The sequence below is a fragment of the Pseudomonas fluorescens group sp. PF-69 genome, from assembly GCF_054481235.1.
The window spans coordinates 5,506,144-5,528,681 of sequence record NZ_JBTMNC010000001.1 but is presented as its reverse complement, the minus strand read 5'-3'; the positions used below and the strand labels follow the sequence as shown (position 1 = coordinate 5,528,681).

General features: G+C 61.1%; 18 protein-coding genes. 15 read left to right on the top strand and 3 right to left on the bottom strand.

Going from position 1 to position 22,538, the window contains the following annotated elements:
• Positions 1–124 precede the first annotated feature (124 nt).
• Positions 125–685 carry an NADPH-dependent FMN reductase gene (locus tag ACX3YF_RS25845; RefSeq protein WP_130211368.1) on the top strand — a complete coding sequence of 187 codons (561 nt, stop codon included), beginning with the start codon at positions 125–127 and terminating at the stop codon, positions 683–685.
• A gap of 175 nt (positions 686–860) precedes the next feature.
• Positions 861–2,144: an arsenic transporter gene (locus ACX3YF_RS25840; RefSeq protein ID WP_130211369.1), complete on the top strand. Its 1,284-nt coding sequence runs from the start codon at positions 861–863 to the stop codon at positions 2,142–2,144.
• 108 nt (positions 2,145–2,252) lie between these two features.
• On the opposite strand, the gene ACX3YF_RS25835 is transcribed toward ACX3YF_RS25840, so the two are convergent.
• A complete protein-coding gene (locus ACX3YF_RS25835) occupies positions 2,253–3,203 on the bottom strand; it encodes a DUF1853 family protein (protein WP_130211370.1) in 951 nt (316 codons plus the stop codon).
• A gap of 115 nt (positions 3,204–3,318) precedes the next feature.
• Here ACX3YF_RS25835 and ACX3YF_RS25830 point away from each other — a divergent pair, with 115 nt between their 5' ends.
• From ACX3YF_RS25830 to ACX3YF_RS25795, 8 genes are all read left to right on the top strand, one after another.
• Positions 3,319–4,209 carry an NAD(+) kinase gene (locus ACX3YF_RS25830; RefSeq protein ID WP_047528343.1) on the top strand — a complete coding sequence of 297 codons (891 nt, stop codon included), beginning with the start codon at positions 3,319–3,321 and terminating at the stop codon, positions 4,207–4,209.
• A complete protein-coding gene (locus ACX3YF_RS25825) occupies positions 4,209–5,180 on the top strand; it encodes a metallophosphoesterase (RefSeq protein WP_448646523.1) in 972 nt (323 codons plus the stop codon). The genes ACX3YF_RS25830 and ACX3YF_RS25825 overlap by 1 nt, the downstream gene beginning before the upstream one ends.
• Positions 5,177–6,046: a rhomboid family intramembrane serine protease gene (locus ACX3YF_RS25820; protein ID WP_458945406.1), complete on the top strand. Its 870-nt coding sequence runs from the start codon at positions 5,177–5,179 to the stop codon at positions 6,044–6,046. Before ACX3YF_RS25825 ends, ACX3YF_RS25820 begins: the two co-directional genes overlap by 4 nt.
• Before the next feature lie 33 nt (positions 6,047–6,079).
• Positions 6,080–6,340: a YeaC family protein gene (locus tag ACX3YF_RS25815; protein WP_020799300.1), complete on the top strand. Its 261-nt coding sequence runs from the start codon at positions 6,080–6,082 to the stop codon at positions 6,338–6,340.
• Positions 6,337–7,167 (top strand): DUF2797 domain-containing protein, encoded by an 831-nt coding sequence (locus tag ACX3YF_RS25810; protein WP_090469259.1) that lies wholly within the window; start codon positions 6,337–6,339, stop codon positions 7,165–7,167. Before ACX3YF_RS25815 ends, ACX3YF_RS25810 begins: the two co-directional genes overlap by 4 nt.
• A gap of 10 nt (positions 7,168–7,177) precedes the next feature.
• Positions 7,178–9,835, top strand: coding sequence for an aminopeptidase N (pepN, locus tag ACX3YF_RS25805; RefSeq protein ID WP_130211373.1), 2,658 nt, complete (start codon positions 7,178–7,180; stop codon positions 9,833–9,835).
• 410 nt (positions 9,836–10,245) lie between these two features.
• Positions 10,246–11,298 (top strand): WD40/YVTN/BNR-like repeat-containing protein, encoded by a 1,053-nt coding sequence (locus ACX3YF_RS25800; RefSeq protein ID WP_448646526.1) that lies wholly within the window; start codon positions 10,246–10,248, stop codon positions 11,296–11,298.
• 28 nt (positions 11,299–11,326) lie between these two features.
• Positions 11,327–13,711: an efflux RND transporter permease subunit gene (locus ACX3YF_RS25795; protein WP_196586644.1), complete on the top strand. Its 2,385-nt coding sequence runs from the start codon at positions 11,327–11,329 to the stop codon at positions 13,709–13,711.
• A gap of 315 nt (positions 13,712–14,026) precedes the next feature.
• On the opposite strand, the gene ACX3YF_RS25790 is transcribed toward ACX3YF_RS25795, so the two are convergent.
• Positions 14,027–14,755: a FadR/GntR family transcriptional regulator gene (locus tag ACX3YF_RS25790; protein ID WP_288098233.1), complete on the bottom strand. Its 729-nt coding sequence runs from the start codon at positions 14,753–14,755 to the stop codon at positions 14,027–14,029.
• A gap of 199 nt (positions 14,756–14,954) precedes the next feature.
• Complete coding sequence (locus ACX3YF_RS25785) at positions 14,955–16,691, bottom strand: IlvD/Edd family dehydratase (RefSeq protein WP_130206294.1); 1,737 nt, start codon at positions 16,689–16,691, stop codon at positions 14,955–14,957.
• A gap of 193 nt (positions 16,692–16,884) precedes the next feature.
• Between ACX3YF_RS25785 and ACX3YF_RS25780 the strand changes: the two genes are divergently transcribed.
• The 5 genes from ACX3YF_RS25780 (at position 16,885) to ACX3YF_RS25760 (ending at position 22,534) form a co-directional block, all read left to right on the top strand.
• A complete protein-coding gene (locus ACX3YF_RS25780; RefSeq protein WP_448646527.1) occupies positions 16,885–18,207 on the top strand; it encodes an MFS transporter in 1,323 nt (440 codons plus the stop codon).
• A 160-nt stretch (positions 18,208–18,367) separates the two neighbouring features.
• Entirely contained in the window at positions 18,368–19,360 is a 993-nt protein-coding gene (gene araD1 / locus ACX3YF_RS25775) for an AraD1 family protein (RefSeq protein ID WP_458974545.1), read from the top strand.
• A 10-nt stretch (positions 19,361–19,370) separates the two neighbouring features.
• On the top strand, positions 19,371–20,951 hold the full coding sequence (locus ACX3YF_RS25770; protein WP_458974544.1) for an aldehyde dehydrogenase (NADP(+)): 1,581 nt from the start codon (positions 19,371–19,373) through the stop codon (positions 20,949–20,951).
• 112 nt (positions 20,952–21,063) lie between these two features.
• Positions 21,064–21,372, top strand: a complete 309-nt coding sequence (locus tag ACX3YF_RS25765) for a DUF5629 family protein (protein ID WP_196586304.1) — start codon at positions 21,064–21,066, stop codon at positions 21,370–21,372.
• Entirely contained in the window at positions 21,365–22,534 is a 1,170-nt protein-coding gene (locus ACX3YF_RS25760; RefSeq protein ID WP_458974543.1) for a lactonase family protein, read from the top strand. Before ACX3YF_RS25765 ends, ACX3YF_RS25760 begins: the two co-directional genes overlap by 8 nt.
• Positions 22,535–22,538: the final 4 nt, after the last annotated feature.

Here is a 22,538-nt window from a genome sequence, read left to right as displayed (position 1 = left end):
GCACGGTAAGTTTTCCTGCGTGTAAAAAATAATCAGAGCGCAGATATACCTGTGTTCACTGGTTGAATCGTCATCTGATCAACTATAACTTCAGGTTCCTCCCACGGATAAGCGAGAGTCTTCCATGAGCAATGTCCATACCGTCGCCGTAGTCGTCGGCAGCCTGCGAAAAGAATCGATCAACCGCAAGGTCGCCCTCGCACTGGTGGACCTGGCGCCGGCCAATCTCAAGCTGAACATTGTCGAAATCGGTGACTTGCCGCTCTACAACGAAGACATCGATGGTGCTACACCGCCGGCAGCCTACAGTAGTTTCCGACAACAAGTGAGTTCATCCGACGCAGTGCTGTTCGTCACGCCGGAATACAACCGTTCGGTGCCGGCACCGATGAAGAATGCAATCGATGTCGGTTCGCGTCCCTATGGCAAGAGTGCCTGGAGCGGCAAACCGGGGGCGGTGATCAGTGTTTCGCCGGGCGCGATCGGCGGATTCGGCGCCAACCATCACTTGCGTCAGTCCATGGTGTTTCTCAACGTGCCGTTGATGCAGCAGCCGGAAGCCTACCTGGGCGGTGCCGGTTCGGCGTTCGACGAGGCGGGCAAATTGTCGGAGTCGGTCAAGCCTTTCCTGCAGAGCTTCATCAATGCCTATGGTCAATGGGTGGAGCAGCACAAGAAAGTCTGAGGTCGTTCGCGTCCCGAGGGAGTTTGCCTGTGACAGAGGGGGCAGGCTTCCCTCAACAGGCATGTTCCCTGTCACCCAGGCACAACAGCATTGAGTCTATCGTCGCCGTTGCCACGCACGGCGGCTCTACTTCAGAATCCCTGCCGGTCCGCCCCCTCGCTCAAGGCTGTTTCGCATGCTCGCCGCTTCATTGATTTTTCTCCTGACCATTACCCTCGTGATCTGGCAGCCCAAAGGCCTTGGTGTCGGCTGGAGCGCGGTGCTGGGTGCCGTGCTGGCGCTGATTTTCGGCGTGGTGCACCTGAGTGACATTCCGCTGGTGTGGCAGATCATCTGGAACGCCACTGGTACCTTTGTCGCGCTGATCATCATCAGCCTGTTGCTGGACGAAGCCGGGCTGTTTGCCTGGGCGGCGTTGCATGTGGCCCGCTGGGGACGGGGCAATGGACGAAAGTTGTTTGCCTATATGGTGCTGCTCGGCGCACTGGTTTCGGCGCTGTTCGCCAATGACGGCGCGGCGCTGATACTGACGCCTATCGTGATTTCCATGTTGCTGGCGTTGCGCTTCTCGCCCACGGCGACCCTGGCGTTTGTCATGGGCGCTGGTTTCATTGCCGACACCGCCAGCCTGCCATTGGTGGTGTCGAACCTGGTGAACATCGTTTCCGCGGACTTCTTCAAGATTGGTTTCAACCGCTATGCGGCGGTGATGATTCCGGTCAACCTGGTCAGCGTCGCCGCGACCCTGGCGGTGCTGATGTGGTTTTTCCGGCGCGACATTCCCCGGGCTTACGACCCCGAACAACTGGAGCACCCGGCGTCCGCCATCCACGACAAGGCAACGTTCTACGCCGGTTGGGCGGTGCTGGTGATTCTGTTGCTCGGTTGTTTTGCGCTGGAACCGCTGGGCATTCCGATCAGTGCGATCTCGGCGGTGTGCGCGGCCTTGCTGCTGGCCATCGCTGCCCGTGGGCACAAGATCTCCACGCGCAAGGTCATGAAGGAAGCCCCGTGGCACATCGTGATTTTTTCGCTGGGCATGTATTTGGTGGTCTATGGCCTGCGTAACGCCGGGCTGACCGGGTATCTGGCGGGCTGGCTGGACATTTTCGCCGGATACGGCGTCTGGGGCGCGGCGCTGGGCACGGGTGTGCTGACGGCGTTGTTGTCATCGATCATGAATAACCTGCCGACGGTGTTGATTGGCCTGCTGTCCATTGATGCGAGCCAGGCGACGGGGGTGGTGAAGGAGGCAATGATCTACGCCAACGTCATTGGCAGCGACCTGGGCCCGAAAATCACCCCGATTGGCAGTCTGGCGACACTTTTGTGGTTGCATGTGCTGGAGCGCAAGAACATCCGGATTGGCTGGGGGTATTACTTCAAGGTCGGGATCGTGTTGACAGTGCCGGTATTGCTGGTGACCTTGGCAGCGCTGGCGGTGCGGTTGTCCGTTTAAATCGCGTCGCCGACATCGCCAGCAGGCTCGCTCCCACGGCGGAATGCGTTTCAAGGTGGGAGCAAGCTTGCTCGCGAAAGGGTCACTGCATTCGCCATAAAATCCGGATCAACCCTGTCCCGGCACATTCGGCCAAAGATCCGCCACCAGAAACAATCGTTCGGCTTCCTCCCAGTCGCCCTGGGCGTTTTCCACCAGTCGTACCAGCAACTGCGCCGGGGCCAGCGGCTCCAGATCGCTCAGCCACGCGTCCAGCTGCTCGACGCTCCATGTCTGCTCGGCCGGGTAGTGCGCCGGTGCCAGCCACGCATGGCGGGGCAGGGGTTGCCAGCGGCCAGGCGGACTCTGGGCCGCGAACTCGGCCCAATCCTTTTGGTGCAGCCAGCGACCACGCAAGTGCTGCGGATGCGCCCCTCGGGGTGGCGCCGCTTGCCCCGGCCAGGGATAGAGCAAGTAACCACCCAGCCATAAATGCGCGCTGAACTCGCGGATATCCAGCGCCGCCAGCACTTCGCGGCTTTCCGGGCGCGCGGAAATCGGCAGTTGATGCTGGCACAGGTGCGCCAGTTTGCGGTCCAGCCGATCATGGCAGCCAGGTCCGAGCCATTGCGCGGCATCGTGGCCGTCGCCGTTTTGCGGCCCCAGGTACAGCTTGATCGCCAGCTCCAGGTGATGCACGCCGTCGCGATCACGCAGCAGCATGTCCAGCTCGCCGAGGGTGTGGCCTTCGCGACGGATCGGCATGTTGGCGGCAATCAACTCGATGCCGGGCGCGTGCTGCACGGCAAATTGCCAGAGCCGCTCGTAGTACAGGCCCAGGCGCCGGGTGCGGGCCTGGGCCAGCCAATGCAGCAAGCCATAACTGTCCCGATCCAGTTGTTGCAGCCAGTGTTGCAGGCGTTCCGGCGCCTGTACCCAGTCACTGCCGGCCAGCGGATGGCGCTGCGGCCACGGGGTGTCGCTGAGCATCGGCGGCGCCAGGATGACCCAAGCCAGGTCGCGCACTTCGGGATGGCGCAACTGATGGGGCAACTGCAATAAATCTGGAAATAGGATCATCTTGCGAGCATAGCCCGAAACCGGAAGCCACCTTGAGGCTGAAAGGATTTTGTCTATCCGCGGCTTTCGCCCATAATCGTGCTTTTCGCCGTCGCTGCCCTTCCTTAGGAGCCCCATGGAGCAATTTCGCAATATCGGCATCATCGGTCGCCTGGGCAGTTCTCAGGTGCTGGATACCGTCCGCCGACTGAAACGGTTTCTGCTCGATCGTCACCTGCACGTGATTCTCGAAGACACCATCGCCGAAGTCCTGCCGGGCCATGGCCTGCAGACCTCGTCGCGCAAGATGCTCGGCGAAGTCTGTGACATGGTGATTGTGGTGGGTGGGGATGGCAGCCTGCTGGGCGCGGCCCGTGCGCTGGCCAGGCACAATATTCCGGTACTGGGCATCAACCGGGGCAGCCTGGGTTTCCTGACGGACATTCGCCCCGACGAGCTGGAAATCAAGGTTGCCGAAGTGCTCGACGGCCACTATCTGGTGGAAAACCGCTTTTTGTTACAAGCCGAAGTCCGGCGCCACGCCGAGGCCATCGGTCAGGGCGACGCGCTCAATGACGTGGTGCTGCACCCCGGCAAATCCACACGGATGATCGAATTCGAGCTGTACATCGATGGCCAGTTCGTCTGCAGCCAGAAGGCCGACGGCCTGATCGTCGCCACGCCGACGGGGTCGACGGCCTATGCGCTTTCCGCGGGTGGCCCGATCATGCATCCCAAGCTCGACGCTATTGTGATTGTGCCGATGTACCCCCATACCCTGTCAGGCAGGCCAATCGTGGTCGATGGCAACAGTGAGCTGAAAATCGTCGTGTCCAAGGATATGCAGATTTACCCGCAAGTCTCGTGCGACGGGCAGAACCACTTTACCTGTGCGCCCGGCGACACCATCACCGTCAGCAAGAAAGCCCAGAAGCTGCGGCTGATTCACCCGCTCGACCACAACTATTATGAAGTCTGCCGAACCAAACTCGGCTGGGGCAGCAAGTTGGGGGGTGGAGGCGACTGATGCTCGATCCCGCGCGTAGCTACGACCTGATCGGTGACGTGCATGGTTGCACTCTGACCCTGGAGCACTTGCTCGACCGACTGGGTTACCACAAACAAGCCGGCGTCTGGCGCCACGCTTCGCGCATGGCGGTGTTCGTCGGTGACATCATCGACCGCGGCCCGCGGATTCGCGAGGCGCTGCACATCGTTCACGACATGGTCGAGGCCGGCCAGGCGCTGTGCATCATGGGCAACCACGAGTTCAACGCGTTGGGCTGGTGCACGCCGGCACTCCCTGGCAGCGGCAAGCAGTTCGTGCGCGAACACACCCCGCGCCATGCCCGGTTGCTCCAGGAAACCCTGACCCAGTTCGAGCATCATCCGGTGGACTGGCATGACTTTCAGCAATGGTTCTATGAACTGCCGTTGTTCGTCGATGCCGGGCGTTTCCGGGTGGTGCATGCCTGTTGGGACGCGAGCTTGATCGAACCGTTGCGGGCGCTGTTCCCCAATGGTTGCGTCGATGAACACTTCCTTCAGGCGTCGGCCATGCCGGGCAGCTTCGCCTGCACCGTGTTCGACCGCTTGCTGCGCGGCACCGACATGCGCTTGCCCCATGGTCTGACCATGACCAGCGGCGATGGCCTGACACGCTCGTTCTTCCGTACCAAGTTCTGGGAAGACGATCCGCAAACCTACGGAGACATCGTGTTCCAGCCTGACGCCTTGCCCGACCCGGTGGCTCGCACGCCACTGACGTCAACCGAGAAAAACAACTTGCTGCGCTATGGCATCGACGAACCGTTGCTGTTCGTCGGTCATTACTGGCGCAGCGGCAAACCGGCACCGATTCGTCCGAACCTCGCGTGCCTGGATTACAGCGCCGTGCTCTACGGCAAACTCGTCGCCTATCGCCTGGACCAGGAAACTCGCCTCGATCCGCATAAATTCGTCTGGGTCGACGTCGAGCGCCCGGAGGTACTGCAATGACGAATGTCGCTGTATTGCGACTGCCGCTGGCGGTGGATTTGAGCGGGTTCGTCAAGTTGCTGCAACGCATGCAGGTACCGCATCGGGTCAGTGAGGAGGCGGGCGAGCAGGTGTTGTGGGTGCCGGCGAACATCAGTGAAGACGTCCGGGTGTTGTACGAACGCTATCCGGCGGGTGACCCCGATGAGCAGCTGGCCATCCCGGTGGCCCGAACGGTTCGCCGGCCGAGCTTCGCCTCGCAGCTTCGGCATGCCAAAGGCACGGCGCTGATACTGCTGCTCAGCCTGCTCGTCGGTGCCGTGACCTTGCTGGGCGATAACCTCGTCACCATGCGCTGGCTGACCTTCCTCGATTATCACGTCGTCGGTGAGTACATCCACTTCGTGCCGTTGGCCGACAGCCTGGCGGCGGGGCAGTGGTGGCGATTGGTGACGCCGATGCTGATCCATTTCGGCATCCTGCACCTGGCCATGAATGGCATGTGGTACTGGGAGCTGGGGCGGCGCATCGAATCGCGCCAGGGCACTGTCAACTTGATCGGTCTGACCTTGCTGTTCAGCCTCGTGTCCAATTTTTCCCAGTTCGTATTCGGCGGCCCGACCCTGTTTGGCGGGTTGTCCGGGGTGCTGTACGGCCTGCTCGGGCATTGCTGGATTTTCCAGATATTGTCGCCGAACGCCGCCTATCGCCTGCCCCGCGGGGTACTGGTGATGATGCTGGTGTGGCTGCTGCTGTGCCTGTCCGGGCTGGTCTCGATGATCGGCTTCGGTGAAATCGCCAACGCGGCCCACGTCGGCGGGTTGCTCGTCGGATGCCTGACCGGTTTGTTGGGTGGTTTGTACAACCGCCGTAAACTGGCCGCCTGAAACAGTTATGTATATAGAGAGCGCGGAGACCCAATGTCCTCTTTTAACGAAATGATCAAAAACATCACCCCGGACATCTACCAGAGCCTGAAACTGGCGGTGGAAATCGGTAAATGGTCTGACGGTGGCAAGCTCACCGCCGAGCAGCGCGAGCTGTCGCTGCAAGCGATGATCGCCTGGGAAATCAAGAACCTGCCTGAAGAAGAACGTACCGGCTACATGGGGCCGCAGGAGTGCAGCTCCAAATCGATTCAAGTGCCCAATATCCTGTTCAAGTCGGATGCCATCCATTGATCGAGATTGGCCGCGGTGCAATCAGTAAAATGTCGGCGCGCCTGGACGGGCCGAACGTGCAGTACGCATTTCGTCTGGGCGACGTCGAGGTACCGGTCAACCCCTTGATCGGCACCACGGTTCGCCTGGAATACCTGGGGGCGATCCACTGCACCCATTGCGGACGCAAGACCAAAACCAGTTTCAGCCAGGGCTACTGCTACCCCTGCATGACCAAACTGGCCCAGTGCGACGTGTGCATCATGAGCCCGGAACGCTGCCATTACGACGCCGGCACTTGCCGCGAGCCGCAGTGGGGCGAGCAGTTCTGCATGACCGATCACATCGTGTACCTGTCGAACTCTTCCGGAGTGAAAGTCGGGATCACCCGTGCCACCCAACTGCCGACCCGCTGGATCGACCAGGGCGCCAGCCAGGCCTTGCCGATCATGCGCGTGTCGACCCGCCAGCAATCGGGCTTTGTCGAGGACCTGTTCCGCAGTCAGGTGGCGGACAAGACCAACTGGCGCGCGCTGCTCAAGGGTGATGCGGTGCCGGTGAACCTGGCAGAAGTTCGCGACCAGTTGTTCGACAGCTGCGCCGAAGGCCTGCAAGGCTTGCAGCAACGGTTCGGCCTGCAGGCGATTCAGACTGTCGCCGATGTCGAACCGCTCGAAATCCGCTACCCGGTCGAGCAGTACCCGGCCAAGATCGTCAGCTTCAACCTGGACAAGCAGCCCATTGCCGAAGGCACGCTGATGGGGATCAAGGGCCAGTACCTGATCTTCGACACCGGCGTGATCAACATTCGTAAATACACGGCTTATCAGCTCGCCGTGCATCAGTAAGGACTCCAGCATGCGCACCGAACAACCGAAGATGATCTACCTCAAGGACTATCAGGCTCCCGAGTACCTGATCGACGAAACGCACCTGACCTTCGAGTTGTTCGAGGACCACAGCCTGGTCCATGCGCAACTGGTGATGCGCCGTAACCCCGAGCGTGGTCCGGGCCTGCCGCCGCTGGTGCTGGACGGTCAACAACTGGAACTGCTGTCGGTGACGCTGGCCGATCGCGAGCTGGGCATCGCCGATTACCAGTTGACCGAGAATCACCTGACCCTGCACCCGACCAGCACCACCTTCACGGTCGATACCAGCGTCAGGATCCACCCGGAAACCAACACCGCGCTGGAAGGCCTGTACAAGTCCGGCACGATGTTCTGCACCCAGTGCGAGGCCGAAGGCTTCCGCAAGATCACCTATTACCTCGACCGTCCGGACGTGATGAGCACGTTCACCACCACCGTGGTCGCCGAGCAGCACAGCTATCCGGTGCTGCTGTCCAACGGCAACCCGATTGCCTCGGGGCCCGGCGAAGATGGCCGGCACTGGGCGACCTGGGAGGACCCGTTCAAGAAACCGGCATACCTGTTCGCGCTGGTGGCCGGTGATCTGTGGTGTGTCGAAGACACCTTCACCACCATGACCGAGCGCAACGTCGCGCTGCGCATTTACGTCGAGCCGGAAAACATCGACAAATGCCAGCACGCCATGAACAGCCTGAAGAAATCCATGCGTTGGGATGAAGAGGTCTACGGTCGCGAATACGATCTGGACATCTTCATGATCGTCGCCGTGAACGACTTCAACATGGGCGCCATGGAGAACAAGGGCCTCAACATCTTCAACTCCAGCGCCGTGCTGGCCCGGGCCGAAACCGCCACCGACGCCGCGCACCAGCGGGTCGAGGCGATCGTTGCCCACGAATACTTCCACAACTGGTCGGGCAACCGCGTGACCTGCCGCGACTGGTTCCAGTTGTCGCTCAAGGAAGGGTTCACGGTTTTCCGCGATTCGCATTTCTCCGCCGACATGAACTCGGCCACGGTCAAGCGCATCCAGGACGTGGCGTACCTGCGCACGCACCAGTTCGCCGAAGACGCCGGCCCCATGGCCCACGCGGTGCGCCCGGACAGCTTCATCGAGATTTCCAACTTCTACACCCTGACCGTGTACGAAAAGGGTTCGGAAGTGGTCGGGATGATCCACACCTTGCTCGGCGCCGAAGGTTTCCGTAAAGGCAGCGACCTGTACTTCGAACGCCACGACGGTCAGGCCGTGACTTGCGACGACTTCATCAAGGCCATGGAAGATGCCAACGGCGTCGACCTGACCCAGTTCAAACGCTGGTACAGCCAAGCGGGCACCCCACGTCTGGCGGTGAGCGAGTCCTTCGACGCAACGGCCAGGACCTACAGCCTGACCTTCCGCCAGAGCTGCCCGGAAACCCCGGACAAGGTCGAGAAACTGCCGTTTGTGATCCCGGTCGAGCTGGGCCTGCTGGACAGCCAGGGCAACGAAATAGCCTTGCGCCTTCAGGGCGAAGCCAGCGCCCAGGGTACTACCCGGGTTCTTTCCGTGACAGAAGCCGAGCAGACCTTCACCTTCGTCGACATCGCGGAACAACCGCTGCCGTCGCTGCTGCGTGGCTTCTCGGCGCCGGTGAAACTGAGCTTCCCGTACAACCGCGACCAGTTGATGTTCCTGATGCAGCACGACAGCGACGGGTTCAATCGTTGGGATGCCGGCCAGCAACTGTCGGTGCAAGTGCTGCAGGAACTGATTGCCCAGCAGCAGAAGGGTGAAGCGCTGGTACTGGATCAGCGTCTGGTTTCGGCCTTGCGCACCGTGCTGTCCGACGAGTCGCTGGATCAAGCGATGGTCGCGGAAATGCTCTCGCTGCCAAGCGAAGCCTATCTGACCGAAATCAGCGAAGTGGCCGACGTCGAGGCCATTCACATCGCCCGCGAGTTTGCCCGCAAGCAACTGGCCGAAGCGTTGTTCGAAGGCCTGTGGACGCGCTATCAGGCTAACCGCGAGCTGTCGAAGCAAACCCCGTATGTGGCCGAGGCCGAGCATTTCGCCCGCCGTGCGCTGCAGAACATTGCGCTGTCGTACCTGATGCTCAGCGGCAAGCCTGAAGTCCTGGCGGCGACACTGGAGCAGTTCGACACCTGCGATAACATGACCGAGCGTCTGACCGCACTCGCGGTGCTGGTCAACTCGCCGTTCGAAGAGCAGAAGGCCAAGGCACTGGCCAGTTTCGCCGAGCACTTCAAGGACAACCCGCTGGTCATGGATCAGTGGTTCAGTGTCCAGGCCGGCAGTGTGTTGCCGGGCGGCCTGGCGCGGGTCAAGGCGTTGATGCAGCATCCGGCGTTCAACATCAAGAACCCGAACAAGGTGCGGGCACTGGTGGGCGCATTCGCCGGGCAAAACCTGATCAACTTCCATGCGGCCGACGGTTCCGGGTATCGCTTCCTGGCAGACCTGGTGATCGAGTTGAACGGCTTCAACCCGCAGATCGCGTCTCGCCAACTGGCACCGTTGACCCGCTGGCGCAAATACGACAGCGCCCGCCAGGCCTTGATGAAAGGCGAACTGGAGCGCATTCGTGCTTCGGGTCAGCTGTCCAGCGACGTGTTCGAAGTGGTCAGCAAAAGCCTGGCGTGATGCCTTGATTGCCGGCAAGTTCGCTTCCACAGGGTTCAGTCTGATCCTTGTGGGAGCCAGCCTGCTGGCGATGGTCGTCAACGATAACGCGTGTAACCTGGATAAACGCGGCGCACTTGAGTCCATCGTCGGAACGCCGCCCGGAGCCGGCTCGCGATGATGTCAGCCCAGACATCATCATCCTTCCTGATACCCCCTCATTCACCCGTACCCGTTAGCCCGGCAGTTAACAAAACATAACGTGCCGTCGATTGTCAGCCCTTCAAAAACACCGATAGGATAAGCCAGCTTCCGAAGGGGCTCTGGATTGCGGGTTTCGGGACTATGCTCCGAAATAGCCAATCACAACGAGCACCCTGTCGGCGCCCTGAAAGGTTGAATGACCAAACAATAATAATGGGGGATGGTCTATGAGTGAGCCTGTCATGGGTGTGGGTATTTGCCGCCCGCCGGCATTACGCAAATTCGCGTTGCTGGCCACAGCGCTCTCGCTGTTTGGCTGTGCCGTGGCGTCGGCACCCGTGCTGGCCGCAGACGCGCCGGCATCCGACGTTGTTTATTCCGTTGAATCGGCCAAGGCCAGCAAAAGCCTGATACTCGATGTCGTGCACGCCGGCCCGCGCCTGGTGGCGGTCGGGGATCGCGGGCACATCCTGTATTCCGACGACAAAGGCACGACCTGGGTTCAGGCCAAGGTGCCCACCCGGCAACTGCTGACGTCGGTGTTTTTTGTCGATGACAAGCACGGTTGGGCCGTCGGTCATGACGCGCAGATCCTCGCCAGCGAGGACGGTGGCGTCACCTGGACCAAGCAATTCGAAGATCTCAAACGCGAATCGCCGCTGCTCGATGTCTGGTTCAAGGACGTCAACAGTGGCTTTGCCGTGGGCGCCTACGGGGCGTTGATGGAAACCACCGACGGCGGCAAGCACTGGGAAGACGCCAGCGATCGCCTGGACAACGAAGATCAGTACCACCTCAACGCCATCACGGCGGTCAAGGATGCCGGGCTGTTCATCGTCGGCGAGCAGGGCAGCATGTTCCGCTCCGCCGATTGGGGCCAGACCTGGGAAAAACTCGAAGGCCCGTACCAAGGCTCGCTGTTCGGAGTGCTCGGCACCGCACAGGCCAATACGCTGCTGGCTTACGGGCTGCGCGGCAATCTCTATCGCTCCACCGATTTCGGCAGCACCTGGCAGCAAATCGAACTCAAGGCTGAACGCGGTGACCTGGAGTTCGGTCTGTCCGGCGGGACACTGCTCGATGACGGATCGATCGTGATCGTCGGCAACGGTGGTTCGGTGATCAGCAGCAGCGACAACGGCGAGACTTTCAGCGTATTCAATCGTCGGGATCGCATTTCCCTCTCGTCGGTCACTGCCGCCGGGAATGGCAATCTGATTCTGACCGGACAGGGCGGCGTTCACGCCACTTCGCCAAACGGCGCCGAGCTGGGCAAATGAGCCGGGTTAATAATAAGAAGGCGGGGCTATGACTTCCTTGAGCACTCATCATCAGGACAAGGCGACGTTTCTTGAGCGCCTGATTTTCAACAACCGCCCGGCAGTGATCACGATCTGCCTGCTGGTCAGCATCTTCCTGTTCTGGCAGGCGACGCTGATCCGCCCATCCACCAGCTTCGAGAAAATGATCCCGCTCGAGCATCCGTTCATTCAAAAGATGATGGAGCACCGCAACGATCTGGCGAACCTGGGCAACACCGTGCGGATTTCCGTGGAAGCCACCGACGGTGACATCTTCTCCAAGGAATACATGGAGACCCTGCGTCAGATCAACGACGAGGTGTTCTACATCTCCGGCGTCGACCGTTCCGGCCTCAAGTCGCTGTGGAGCCCGAGCGTACGCTGGACCGAAGTGACCGAGGAGGGCTTCGCCGGTGGTGAAGTGATTCCGCAGAGTTACAACGGCTCCCAAGCCAGTCTCGACTTGCTGCGCAACAACGTGCTCAAGTCCGGACAGGTCGGGCGCCTGGTGTCCAACGACTTCAAGTCGAGCATCGTCGACATCCCGCTGCTGGAGGCCTACCCGGACCCGCAGGACCAGGGCAAGTTGCTGGCGCTGGACTACCGCAAGTTTTCCCACGAACTCGAAGACAAGATCCGTAACAAGTTCGAGGCGCAGAACCCCCACATCAAGATCCACATCGTCGGCTTCGCCAAGAAAGTGGGTGACCTGATCGATGGCCTGGTGATGGTGGTGATGTTCTTCGGCATCGCCTTCGTCATCACGCTGATCCTGCTGTACTGGTTCACCAACTGCATGCGCAGTACGGTGGCCGTGTTGAGTACGACGCTGGTGGCGGTGGTCTGGCAGCTCGGGTTGATGCACTTCTTCGGCTTCGGGCTTGATCCCTACTCGATGCTGGTGCCGTTCCTGATCTTCGCCATTGGTATTTCCCATGGCGTACAGAAGATCAACGGCATTGCCCTGCAATCCAGCGATGCGGACAACGCCCTGACTGCTGCGCGCCGCACCTTCCGCCAACTGTTCCTGCCGGGGATGATCGCGATCCTCGCGGATGCGGTGGGGTTCATCACGTTGCTGATCATCGACATTGGCGTGATCCGCGAGCTGGCCATTGGCGCGTCGATCGGCGTGGCGGTGATCGTGTTCACCAACCTGATCCTGCTGCCGGTGGCGATCTCCTACGTCGGCATCAGCAAGCGCGCTGTGGAACGCAGCAAGAAGGATGCTCACCGCGAACACCCGTTCTGGCGTCTGCTGGCCAATTTTGCCAGCGCCAAAGTCGCGCCGGTGTCCGTCCTGCTGGCACTGGTCGCCTTCGGTGGCGGCCTCTGGTACAGCCAGAACCTGAAAATCGGTGACCTCGACCAGGGTGCGCCGGAGCTGCGTCCGGACTCGCGTTACAACAAGGATAACAACTTCATCATCAGCAACTACTCCACCAGCTCCGATGTGTTGGTGGTGATGGTCAAGACCAAGGCGGAAGGCTGCTCGCGCTACGAAGCCATGGCACCGATCGACGAACTGATGTGGAAGATGCAGAACACCGAGGGCGTGCAGTCGGCGATTTCCCTGGTGACTGTGTCCAAGCAGATGATCAAGGGCATGAACGAGGGCAACCTGAAGTGGGAAACCCTGTCGCGCAACCCTGACGTGCTGAACAACTCCATTGCCCGGGCCGATGGTCTGTACAACAACAGTTGCTCCCTGGCGCCGGTGCTGGTGTTCCTCAACGATCACAAGGCCGAGACCCTGAATCGCGCCGTGCATGCAGTGCAGGAATTTGCCAAGGCAAACAACAAGGATGGCCTGGAATTCATTCTCGCCGCCGGTAACGCCGGTATCGAGGCGGCCACCAACGAGGTGATCAAGGAATCCGAGCTGACCATCCTGATCCTGGTCTACATCTGCGTGGCGACCATGTGCATGATCACCTTCCGTTCCTGGGCGGCGACCTTGTGCATCGTGCTGCCGCTGGTGCTGACATCGGTGCTCGGTAACGCCCTGATGGCCTTCATGGGCATCGGCGTGAAAGTCGCGACCCTGCCGGTCGTGGCGCTCGGGGTGGGGATTGGCGTGGACTACGGCATCTACATCTACAGCCGCCTGGAAAGCTTCCTGCGTGCCGGCCTGCCGCTGCAAGAGGCGTACTACCAGACACTGAAGTCCACCGGTAAGGCCGTACTGTTCACCGGCCTGTGCCTGGCCATTGGCGTGTGCACCTGGATCTTCTCGGCCATCAAGTTCCAGGCCGACATGGGTCTGATGCTGACCTTCATGCTGCTCTGGAACATGTTCGGCGCACTCTGGCTGCTGCCAGCGCTGGCACGCTTCCTGATCAAGCCGGAAAAACTGGCGGGGCAGAAGGGCAATTCGTTGTTCGCTCACTGACCCACGTTGAAATGAAAAAGCCGCAACCCTGGTTGCGGCTTTTTCATTTCTCAAATTCCACCTCAAATCCTGTGGGAGCCGGCTTGCCGGCGAAGCGGTTCAACTGTCGGCATGGATGCAGCTGATCCACCGCCATCGCCGCGATGCGGCGACCCGACAAGCCAGCTCCCACGGGGTCGGTGGATGCATGCGAAATCCATGAGCGGCCAAAAAACTGTGGGAGCGAGCCTGCTCGCGATGGCGGTGAGCCAGGCATCATTGATATTGAAAGTGACGACGCCTTCGCTGCGATGCGGCGACCCGACAAGCCAGCGCCTACAGAGGGCTGTGGTCGTCAGTGCCAAGCACCACATTCAACGCGTTACGCGCATCGTCGAGTTGTACCAGGGTCGCATGTCGTGCACCCAGCGCATCGCGATTTTCGATAGCGGTCAAAATCGCCTTGTGCCGTGGCAGCGCCAGTTCATGCAGGTTGGGCCGCTGGTTCGAGTGCTTCAGCGCTTCGGCAATGGCCACGGAGAGCATGTTGCACAGGTTGGCCAGCAAGTCGTTGTGGGTTGCGTCGGCGATGCGGCTGTGGAAGTCCAGGTCCGGTTGCAACAGCGCTTCCGGCGTCGGCGCGGCTTCCATGCGTTGGTAGGCCTCACCGATGGACGCGATGTCGGCCTCCGTGGCGAATTGCGCGGCCAGTGCGGCGGCGGCCGGTTCGATGATGCTGCGCACGCTGGTCAGCAGATCGAAGAACTGGTTCTGCGGACTGCTTTGCATTAGCCAGTGCAGCACATCCGGATCAAGCATGTGCCAGTCTTTGCGCGGTTTGACCACGGTGCCGACCCGTGGACGGGAATACACCAGGCCTTTGGCGACCAGCACCCGAGTGGCTTCGCGCAAGACCGGCCGGCTGACGGCATATTCCTCGCACAACAGGGCTTCGGCGGGCAGTTTGTCATCGGGCTTGAAGCGTCCGGAGACGATCTGCATGCCCAGTTCCTGGACGATGCGCGAATGCATGCTTTTGCGGTCGGAGGGTTTGCGGTAGTCCATGGGGAACGGCGCGGTCCTGTGCGATGGAGGTGCCGGGCATGATAACAGGCGCGGCGGGTGACGGTCGCTAGAGTGGCGTATAGCGACTGTAGGAGCGAGCCTGCTCGCGATGGACGTGAACGATCACGCGTGCTGTCTGAAAGCACGCGTCGCTTTCAAGTCCATCGCGAGCCTGCTCGCTCCTACAGGGATGGCGGGGTTAGTGGGAGTGACGTGGCACTTCAGCCCCACGGCAGCCGACCAGGAAATCGAAGTCGCAACCCTGATCCGCCTGCAAGACATGGTCGATGTACAGCTGGCGATAACCACCCACCAACAATTGCTGAGGCGGTTGCAGGTCCGCCATGCGTGCGGCCAGTTCAGCGTCCGGGATGTCCAGGTGCAGGCGGCCGCTGGCGCAATCGAGTTCGATCCAGTCGCCTTCCTTCACTGCTGCCAAGGGGCCGCCCGCAGCCGCTTCCGGCGCTACGTGCAGGACAACGGTGCCATACGCGGTGCCGCTCATGCGTGCATCGGAAATACGCACCATATCGGTCACGCCCTGGGCCAGCAGCTTGGCCGGCAGGCCCATGTTGCCGACCTCGGCCATGCCCGGATAACCCTTGGGTCCGCAGTTTTTCATGACCAGGATCGAATTGGCGTCGACGTCCAGCTCCGGGTCGTTGATCCGCGCCTTGTACATGTCGAAGTTCTCGAACACCACCGCACGTCCGCGATGTTGCATCAATTGCGGTGTGGCCGCAGAAGGCTTGAGGACCGCGCCGAGGGGCGCCAGGTTGCCGCGCAACACGCAGATGCCGCCATCGGCGCGAATCGGGTTGTCGAGGGTGCGGATCACTTCATCTTCACCGTAGATCGGCGCGTCCTTGGTGTTCTCGCCGATGGACTTGCCGTTGACGGTCAAGGCGTTTGGGTTCGGGATCAGATTGGCCTCGCCGAGACGGCGCAGCACCGCCGGCAAACCACCGGCGTAGTAGAACTCTTCCATCAGGAAGCGCCCGGAGGGCTGCAGGTCGACGATGGTCGGCATGCCGCGCCCGATGCGGGTCCAGTCGTCGAGATCCAGTTCCACGCCGATGCGGCCGGCAATGGCTTTGAGGTGAATCACGGCGTTGGTCGAACCGCCAATGGCGGCGTTGACGCGAATGGCGTTTTCGAAGGCTTCCCTGGTCAGGATCTTCGACAGCTTCAGGTCTTCGCGGACCATTTCCACAGCGCGCATGCCGGACATGTGCGCCAGGACATAACGCCGCGCATCGACCGCTGGAATCGCCGCGTTGTGGGGCAGGGAAGTGCCGAGGGCTTCCGCCATGCAGGCCATGGTCGAGGCGGTGCCCATGGTGTTGCAGGTGCCGGCCGAGCGGGACATGCCGCCCTCGGCCGCCAGGAAGTCGTCGATGGTGATGGTACCGGCCTTGACCTGTTCGCTGAGCTGCCAGACCACGGTGCCCGAGCCAATGTCCTTGCCCTTGTGCTTGCCGTTGAGCATCGGCCCGCCGGTGACGACGATGGCCGGCACGTCGCAACTGGCCGCGCCCATCAACAGCGCCGGGGTGGTTTTGTCGCAGCCGGTCAGCAGCACCACGCCGTCAATCGGGTTGCCGCGTATGGCTTCTTCCACGTCCATGCTCGCCAGGTTGCGGGTGAGCATGGCGGTGGGGCGCAGGTTCGATTCGCCGTTGGAGAACACCGGGAATTCCACGGGAAAGCCACCGGCCTCGATCACTCCGCGTTTGACGTGCTCGGCAATCTGGCGGAAATGCGCGTTACACGGAGTCAGTTCCGACCAGGTGTTGCAGATGCCGATGATCGGCTTGCCATGGAACTGGTGGTCGGCGATGCCCTGATTCTTCATCCAGCTGCGGTACATGAAGCCGTTCTTGTCGGCCGTGCCAAACCATTGGGCGGAGCGCAGGGTGGGTTTCTTATCAGACATGATCGATTCTCTTATCGTATGACTATATTGTTCAAGCTTGCGGCTAACATAAGCTCAAATTGGCCTGTTTGGAAGTGTTGTTGAGTAAATAGTATTACTATATAGTCGATTTCAACGGAGGGATGACCCTGACGGTTTTCCGTGAGAGGCGTCTCCCGAGGTTCTATAAAAACAACAATCGGAGACCGATCTCATGAGCCAGGAACTGCGGCTTATTCGCCGCATCACGCTGAAACTGATTCCCTTCCTGATCCTGCTGTACCTGATCGCCTATGTGGATCGCTCCGCTGTGGGCTTCGCCAAATTGCACATGGGCGCCGACATCGGCCTGGGCGATGCGGCTTACGGAATGGGCGCCGGGCTGTTCTTCATTGGTTACTTCCTGCTGGAAATCCCCAGCAACCTGATGCTCGACCGCTTCGGTGCGCGGCGCTGGTTCGCGCGGATCATGATCACCTGGGGCGCCATCACCATTGGCATGGCCTTCGTCCAGGGGCCGAACAGCTTCTATGTGATGCGTTTCCTGCTCGGTGCGGCCGAAGCCGGGTTCTTCCCGGGCGTTCTCTACTACATCACCCAGTGGTTCCCGGTTCGCCATCGCGGTAAGATCCTCGGGCTGTTCATCCTGTCCCAACCCATCGCGATGATGATCACCGGCCCGGTGTCCGGCGGTTTGCTCGGCATGGACGGCGTGCTCGGACTGCATGGCTGGCAATGGCTGTTCATCGTCATTGGCACCCCGGCGATCCTGCTGACCTGGCCGGTGTTGCGTTACCTGCCCGATGGCCCGCAACAGGTGAAATGGATGGACCCGTCTGAAAAGGACTGGCTGGCCGGCGAGCTGAAAAAAGACCTGGAACAGTACGGCCAGACCCGCCATGGCAACCCGTTGCACGCCCTCAAGGACAAGCGCGTGTTGCTGCTGGCGCTGTTCTACCTGCCGGTGACGCTGAGCATTTATGGCCTGGGCCTGTGGCTGCCGACGCTGATCAAGCAGTTTGGCGGCAGTGACCTGGTGACCGGTTTCGTGTCCTCGGTGCCCTACATTTTCGGGATCATCGGCTTGCTGATCATCCCGCGCAGTTCCGACCGTCTGAACGATCGCTACGGCCACCTCGCGGTGCTTTACGTATTGGGTGCCATCGGCTTGTTCTTCAGCGCCTGGCTGTCGGTGCCGGTGCTGCAACTGGCGGCGCTTTGCCTGGTGGCATTTGCGCTGTTTTCCTGCACGGCGATTTTCTGGACCTTGCCCGGCCGCTTCTTCGCAGGCGCCAGTGCAGCAGCGGGAATTGCCCTGATCAACTCGGTGGGCAACCTCGGCGGCTACATCGGCCCGTTCGTGATCGGGGCGCTCAAGGAATACACCGGCAACCTGGCCTCGGGTTTGTACTTCCTGTCCGGCGTCATGCTGTTCGGCCTGGTGCTGACCGGCGTGGTCTACCGCCTGCTGGAACGCAAGCATGTACTGCCGGCCGACGAATTTGCCGCCAGTGCGCGTGGGGCAACCCGCACCTGACCCATAACTGCAAATCACCACTATCCCTGTGGGAGCGGGCTTGCCCGCGATAGCAATCTATCTGGCACATGAATGTTGAATGTGCTGCCGTCATCGCGGGCAAGCCCGCTCCCACAGGGAGTCAGGTGTGCCCACGTTCTGTGTTTACAGGAGAAATGTCATGCGTTTGGTTCAATTCGAATTGGGAAACGGCGAGCGCCGGGTAGGCGTCGTCGAGCAAGGTCTGGTGCGCGAGGTACAGGATGCGCGCACGGTTCGTGACCTGGCACTGGCGGCGATCGAAGCCGGGGTCAACCTTGAGCAGCAAGTTCAAAGCCTCGGGCTGGGGATCAGCCATGACTACGCTGAACTGCTGGCACAATTGCGTATCCTGCCGCCGCTGGATCATCCGGACCCCGCGCACATGCTGGTCAGCGGCACCGGTCTGACGCACCTGGGCAGCGCTTCGGCCCGGGACAAAATGCACCAGCAGGCCGGTGACGAAACGGCGATGACCGACACCATGCGCATCTTCAAGTGGGGCGTGGAGGGCGGCAAGCCCGCAGCGGGTCAGGCCGGCGTGCAACCCGAGTGGTTCTACAAGGGCGACGGCAGCATTGTCGTGCGTCCGGGCCAGCCGTTCCCGTTGCCGCCGTTCGCCGAAGACGCCGGGGAAGAGCCTGAAATCAGCGGCCTGTACGTCATCGGTCACGATGGCAAACCCTATCGCCTCGGTTTTGCTGTGGGCAACGAGTTCTCCGACCACGTGATGGAACGCAAGAACTACCTGTACCTGGCCCACTCGAAATTGCGCAGTTGCAGCTACGGGCCGGAACTGCGAGTCGGCGAACTGCCGCAGCATCTGGCCGGTACCAGCCGCATCCTGCGGGACGGTGAAGTGCTGTGGCAGAACGAGTTCCTCAGTGGCGAGGCGAACATGTGCCACAGCCTGGCCAACCTGGAATTTCACCATTTCAAGTACAGCCAGTTTCTGCGGCCGGGGGATGTGCACATTCATTTCTTCGGCACCGCGACCCTGTCATTCGCCGATGGCGTGCGCACCCGTCCCGGTGATGTGTTCGAAATCAGTCAGGCCGAGTTCGGCGCGCCATTGATCAATGGCATCTCGCCGGTCGAAGCGGCATTCGAACCCGGCTCCGTCGGCACCTTGTGAGGAGTTACCCATGACCCGGATTCTTGGCCACAACTTCATCGGCGGCCAGCGCAGCGCGTTGGGCACCGTCAAACTGCAGAGTGTCGACGCCGAAACGGGCGAGGCACTGCCCCACGATTTCTTCCAGGCCACACCGGCAGAAGTCGAGGCTGCCGCCAAGGCGGCGGCAGCGGCATACCCGGCTTATCGCCGCTTGAGCGCCGAGCGCCGCGCGCAGTTTCTTGAGGCCATCGCTGATGAACTCGATGCCCTGGGTGACGCGTTCGTGACGCTGGTTTGCCGTGAAACCGCGCTGCCAGCGGCACGGATTATCGGCGAGCGTGGCCGCACCAGTGGCCAGATGCGTTTGTTCGCCAAGGTGCTGCGGCGCGGCGACTTCTACGGTGCGCGCATCGACCAGGCGCTGCCTGAACGCCAGCCGTTGCCGCGCCCCGATCTGCGCCAGTACCGCATCGGCCTGGGGCCGGTGGCGGTGTTCGGTGCCAGCAATTTTCCCCTGGCGTTTTCCACGGCGGGCGGCGATACCGCCTCGGCACTGGCCGCCGGTTGCCCGGTGGTGTTCAAGGCGCACAGTGGACACATGGCCACGGCCGAGCAGGTGGCCGATGCAATCATCCGCGCGGCGCAAAAAACCGCGATGCCGGCCGGTGTGTTCAACATGATCTATGGCGGTGGCGTCGGCGAGGCACTGGTCAAGCATCCGGCGATTCAAGCGGTGGGCTTCACCGGTTCGCTCAAGGGGGGCAGGGCGCTGTGCGACATGGCGGCGGCGCGTGCGCAACCGATACCAGTGTTCGCCGAGATGTCGAGCATCAACCCGGTGATCGTGCTGCCACAGGCGTTGCAAGTTCGCACGGAATCCATCGCCCGTGGCCTGACGTCTTCGGTGGTGCAGGGTTGCGGCCAGTTCTGCACCAACCCGGGCCTGGTGATTGGCATTCGTTCGCCGCAGTTCACGGCGTTCCTGCAATTGCTGACGGACTTGATGGCCGATCAACCGGCGCAAACCATGCTCAACGTCGGAACCCTGGGCAGTTATGGCAAGGGCCTGCAAAAGCTTTTCGATCATCCGGGCATCGAGCACCTGGCGGGCAATCCGCAACAAGGTCATCAGGCGCAGCCGCAACTGTTCAAGGCTGATGTCAGCTTGCTGATCAATGGCGACGAGGTGCTGCAAGAGGAAGTGTTTGGCCCGACCACTGTGGTGGTGGAAGTGGCTGATCAGGCACAACTGCACGCGGCCTTGAATGGGCTGCACGGTCAGTTGACCGCGACCATCATGGGCGATCAGGCGGACTTTGAGCAGTTCGGCGAGCTCACGGACTTGCTGGAGCAGAAGGTCGGACGAATCCTGCTCAACGGCTATCCGACCGGTGTCGAGGTGTGCGAATCGATGGTGCATGGCGGGCCGTATCCGGCGACTTCGGACGCTCGTGGTACGTCGGTCGGGACCCTGGCCATTGACCGATTTTTGCGTCCGGTGTGCTTCCAGAACTACCCGGACAGCCTGCTGCCGGACGCGCTGAAAAACGCCAATCCGCTGGGCATTCAGCGCCTGGTGGATGGCAAGCCGTCACGCGACGCGATCTAACCGCTGGTTGCAGTCCCCATGGGAGCGGGCAAATCCGCTCCCATGGTTTGTGTGGAACAGTCAGCAAACGCATGAGCTATCATTGCGTCTTTCCCCTTCAAGATTGATTGCCATGACTGCTGCCACTGACACCCTGCTCAACGTCCTCGAACACTGCGGTATGGTGGAAATCGACGGGCTGCATGCCTTCGAATTCTCCCTCGATGAAGAGGACAACCTGCATATCGAATGCATGGACGGTCGAGCGGCCAGGCACTGGGCGTTCACCCCGGCGCAAATCCAGGCCGCGACCTTCGACAGCACATTGCAAAGCTGGTTGATCACCGGTGATTCTGGCGAGCATCGCTTGGTATGCCTCGGCGACGTGATCGGCGGTGACAACGATGACGATGATGAAGACGATGAAAATGAGGATGCGTAACTTCTGGCCCTTGTTAATGGCTGGCAGCATCGGCGCGATGAGCGTTCAGGCGGCCATTGCCGACGACTATCAACTGCTCGTGGGTTCGTACACCGCTGGCCAGAGCCAGGGCATCTATCGGCTGAATTTCAACAGCGCCACCGGACAGATCGACGCCAAACCCCTGCAAGTGATCAAGAGCGAAAATCCCTCCTGGCTGACCCTGTCAAAGGATCAGCGCTATCTGTTCGTGGTCAACGAAAACGGTCCCGGCCAGCGCGATCCGGTGGGGCGTGTCAGCAGCTACGCGATCGCCCCCAAGACGCATGAGCTGAGCCTGATCAATCAGGTGCAGAGCCTGGGCAACGAGCCGACTCATTCGAGTCTCAGCGCTGACGCCAGTCATCTGTTTGTCAGCAATTACTCGGTGGCCGAAGATCCGGGTGGCACCCTGGCGGTATTGCCAGTCAATGCCGACGGTGCGCTCAAACCGGTGGTGCAGATGAGCGGTCATCCGGCCAGTCGGGTCAATCCCGAGCGGCAGATGTCGTCGCATGTGCATTCGACGGTCTCGTCGCCGGACGGCCGTTACGTGTTCTCCAATGACCTGGGCGCGGACAGGGTCTTTGCCTATCGCTTCGATCCCAAGGCCAACCCCGACCTGCCGTTGACCCCGGCCAACCCTGCGTTCGTCCAGTTGCCTGCCGGCAGCGGGCCACGGCATCTGCTGTTCAGCGCCGATGGCAAACACGCCTGGCTGACCATGGAGATGAGTGCACAGGTGGCGGTGTTCGATTACCGGGACGGCTCGCTTGAGCAGACGCAGATGGTCGATCTGGCGGCCGGCCAACCGGTGTCGGACAAGGCTGCCGCCGCGTTACATGCCTCGGCGGACGGCAAGTTCCTTTACGTCAGCAACCGTGGCACGGCCAATCAGTTGCTGGTGTTCGCCATCGACCCTGCTACCGGCCACCTCAAGGAATTGCAGCGTCGCTCCGTAGAGGGTGACCACCCGCGTGAGTTCAGCCTCGATCCCAGTGGCAAATTTGTGTTGATCGCCAACCAGAAAAGCAACGGGATTGTCGTCGTCGAGCGCGATGCCAAGACCGGTTTGCTGGGCAAAACCGTGCAGAAATTGCCGATGGACGCCCCGAGCGATCTCAAGTTTTTGCTGCGACAATAGGCCG

Excerpts from the sequence above, each read along its gene's own strand:
- ACX3YF_RS25845 (WP_130211368.1), top strand. The coding sequence starts at position 125 with ATGAGCAATGTCCATACCGTCGCCGTAGTCGTCGGCAGCCTGCGAAAA.
- ACX3YF_RS25840 (WP_130211369.1), top strand. The coding sequence starts at position 861 with ATGCTCGCCGCTTCATTGATTTTTCTCCTGACCATTACCCTCGTGATC.
- ACX3YF_RS25835 (WP_130211370.1), bottom strand. The coding sequence starts at position 3,203 with ATGATCCTATTTCCAGATTTATTGCAGTTGCCCCATCAGTTGCGCCAT.
- ACX3YF_RS25830 (WP_047528343.1), top strand. The coding sequence starts at position 3,319 with ATGGAGCAATTTCGCAATATCGGCATCATCGGTCGCCTGGGCAGTTCT.
- ACX3YF_RS25825 (WP_448646523.1), top strand. The coding sequence starts at position 4,209 with ATGCTCGATCCCGCGCGTAGCTACGACCTGATCGGTGACGTGCATGGT.
- ACX3YF_RS25820 (WP_458945406.1), top strand. The coding sequence starts at position 5,177 with ATGACGAATGTCGCTGTATTGCGACTGCCGCTGGCGGTGGATTTGAGC.
- ACX3YF_RS25815 (WP_020799300.1), top strand. The coding sequence starts at position 6,080 with ATGTCCTCTTTTAACGAAATGATCAAAAACATCACCCCGGACATCTAC.
- pepN (WP_130211373.1), top strand. The coding sequence starts at position 7,178 with ATGCGCACCGAACAACCGAAGATGATCTACCTCAAGGACTATCAGGCT.
- ACX3YF_RS25800 (WP_448646526.1), top strand. The coding sequence starts at position 10,246 with ATGAGTGAGCCTGTCATGGGTGTGGGTATTTGCCGCCCGCCGGCATTA.
- ACX3YF_RS25795 (WP_196586644.1), top strand. The coding sequence starts at position 11,327 with ATGACTTCCTTGAGCACTCATCATCAGGACAAGGCGACGTTTCTTGAG.
- ACX3YF_RS25790 (WP_288098233.1), bottom strand. The coding sequence starts at position 14,755 with ATGGACTACCGCAAACCCTCCGACCGCAAAAGCATGCATTCGCGCATC.
- ACX3YF_RS25785 (WP_130206294.1), bottom strand. The coding sequence starts at position 16,691 with ATGTCTGATAAGAAACCCACCCTGCGCTCCGCCCAATGGTTTGGCACG.
- ACX3YF_RS25780 (WP_448646527.1), top strand. The coding sequence starts at position 16,885 with ATGAGCCAGGAACTGCGGCTTATTCGCCGCATCACGCTGAAACTGATT.
- araD1 (WP_458974545.1), top strand. The coding sequence starts at position 18,368 with ATGCGTTTGGTTCAATTCGAATTGGGAAACGGCGAGCGCCGGGTAGGC.
- ACX3YF_RS25770 (WP_458974544.1), top strand. The coding sequence starts at position 19,371 with ATGACCCGGATTCTTGGCCACAACTTCATCGGCGGCCAGCGCAGCGCG.
- ACX3YF_RS25765 (WP_196586304.1), top strand. The coding sequence starts at position 21,064 with ATGACTGCTGCCACTGACACCCTGCTCAACGTCCTCGAACACTGCGGT.
- ACX3YF_RS25760 (WP_458974543.1), top strand. The coding sequence starts at position 21,365 with ATGCGTAACTTCTGGCCCTTGTTAATGGCTGGCAGCATCGGCGCGATG.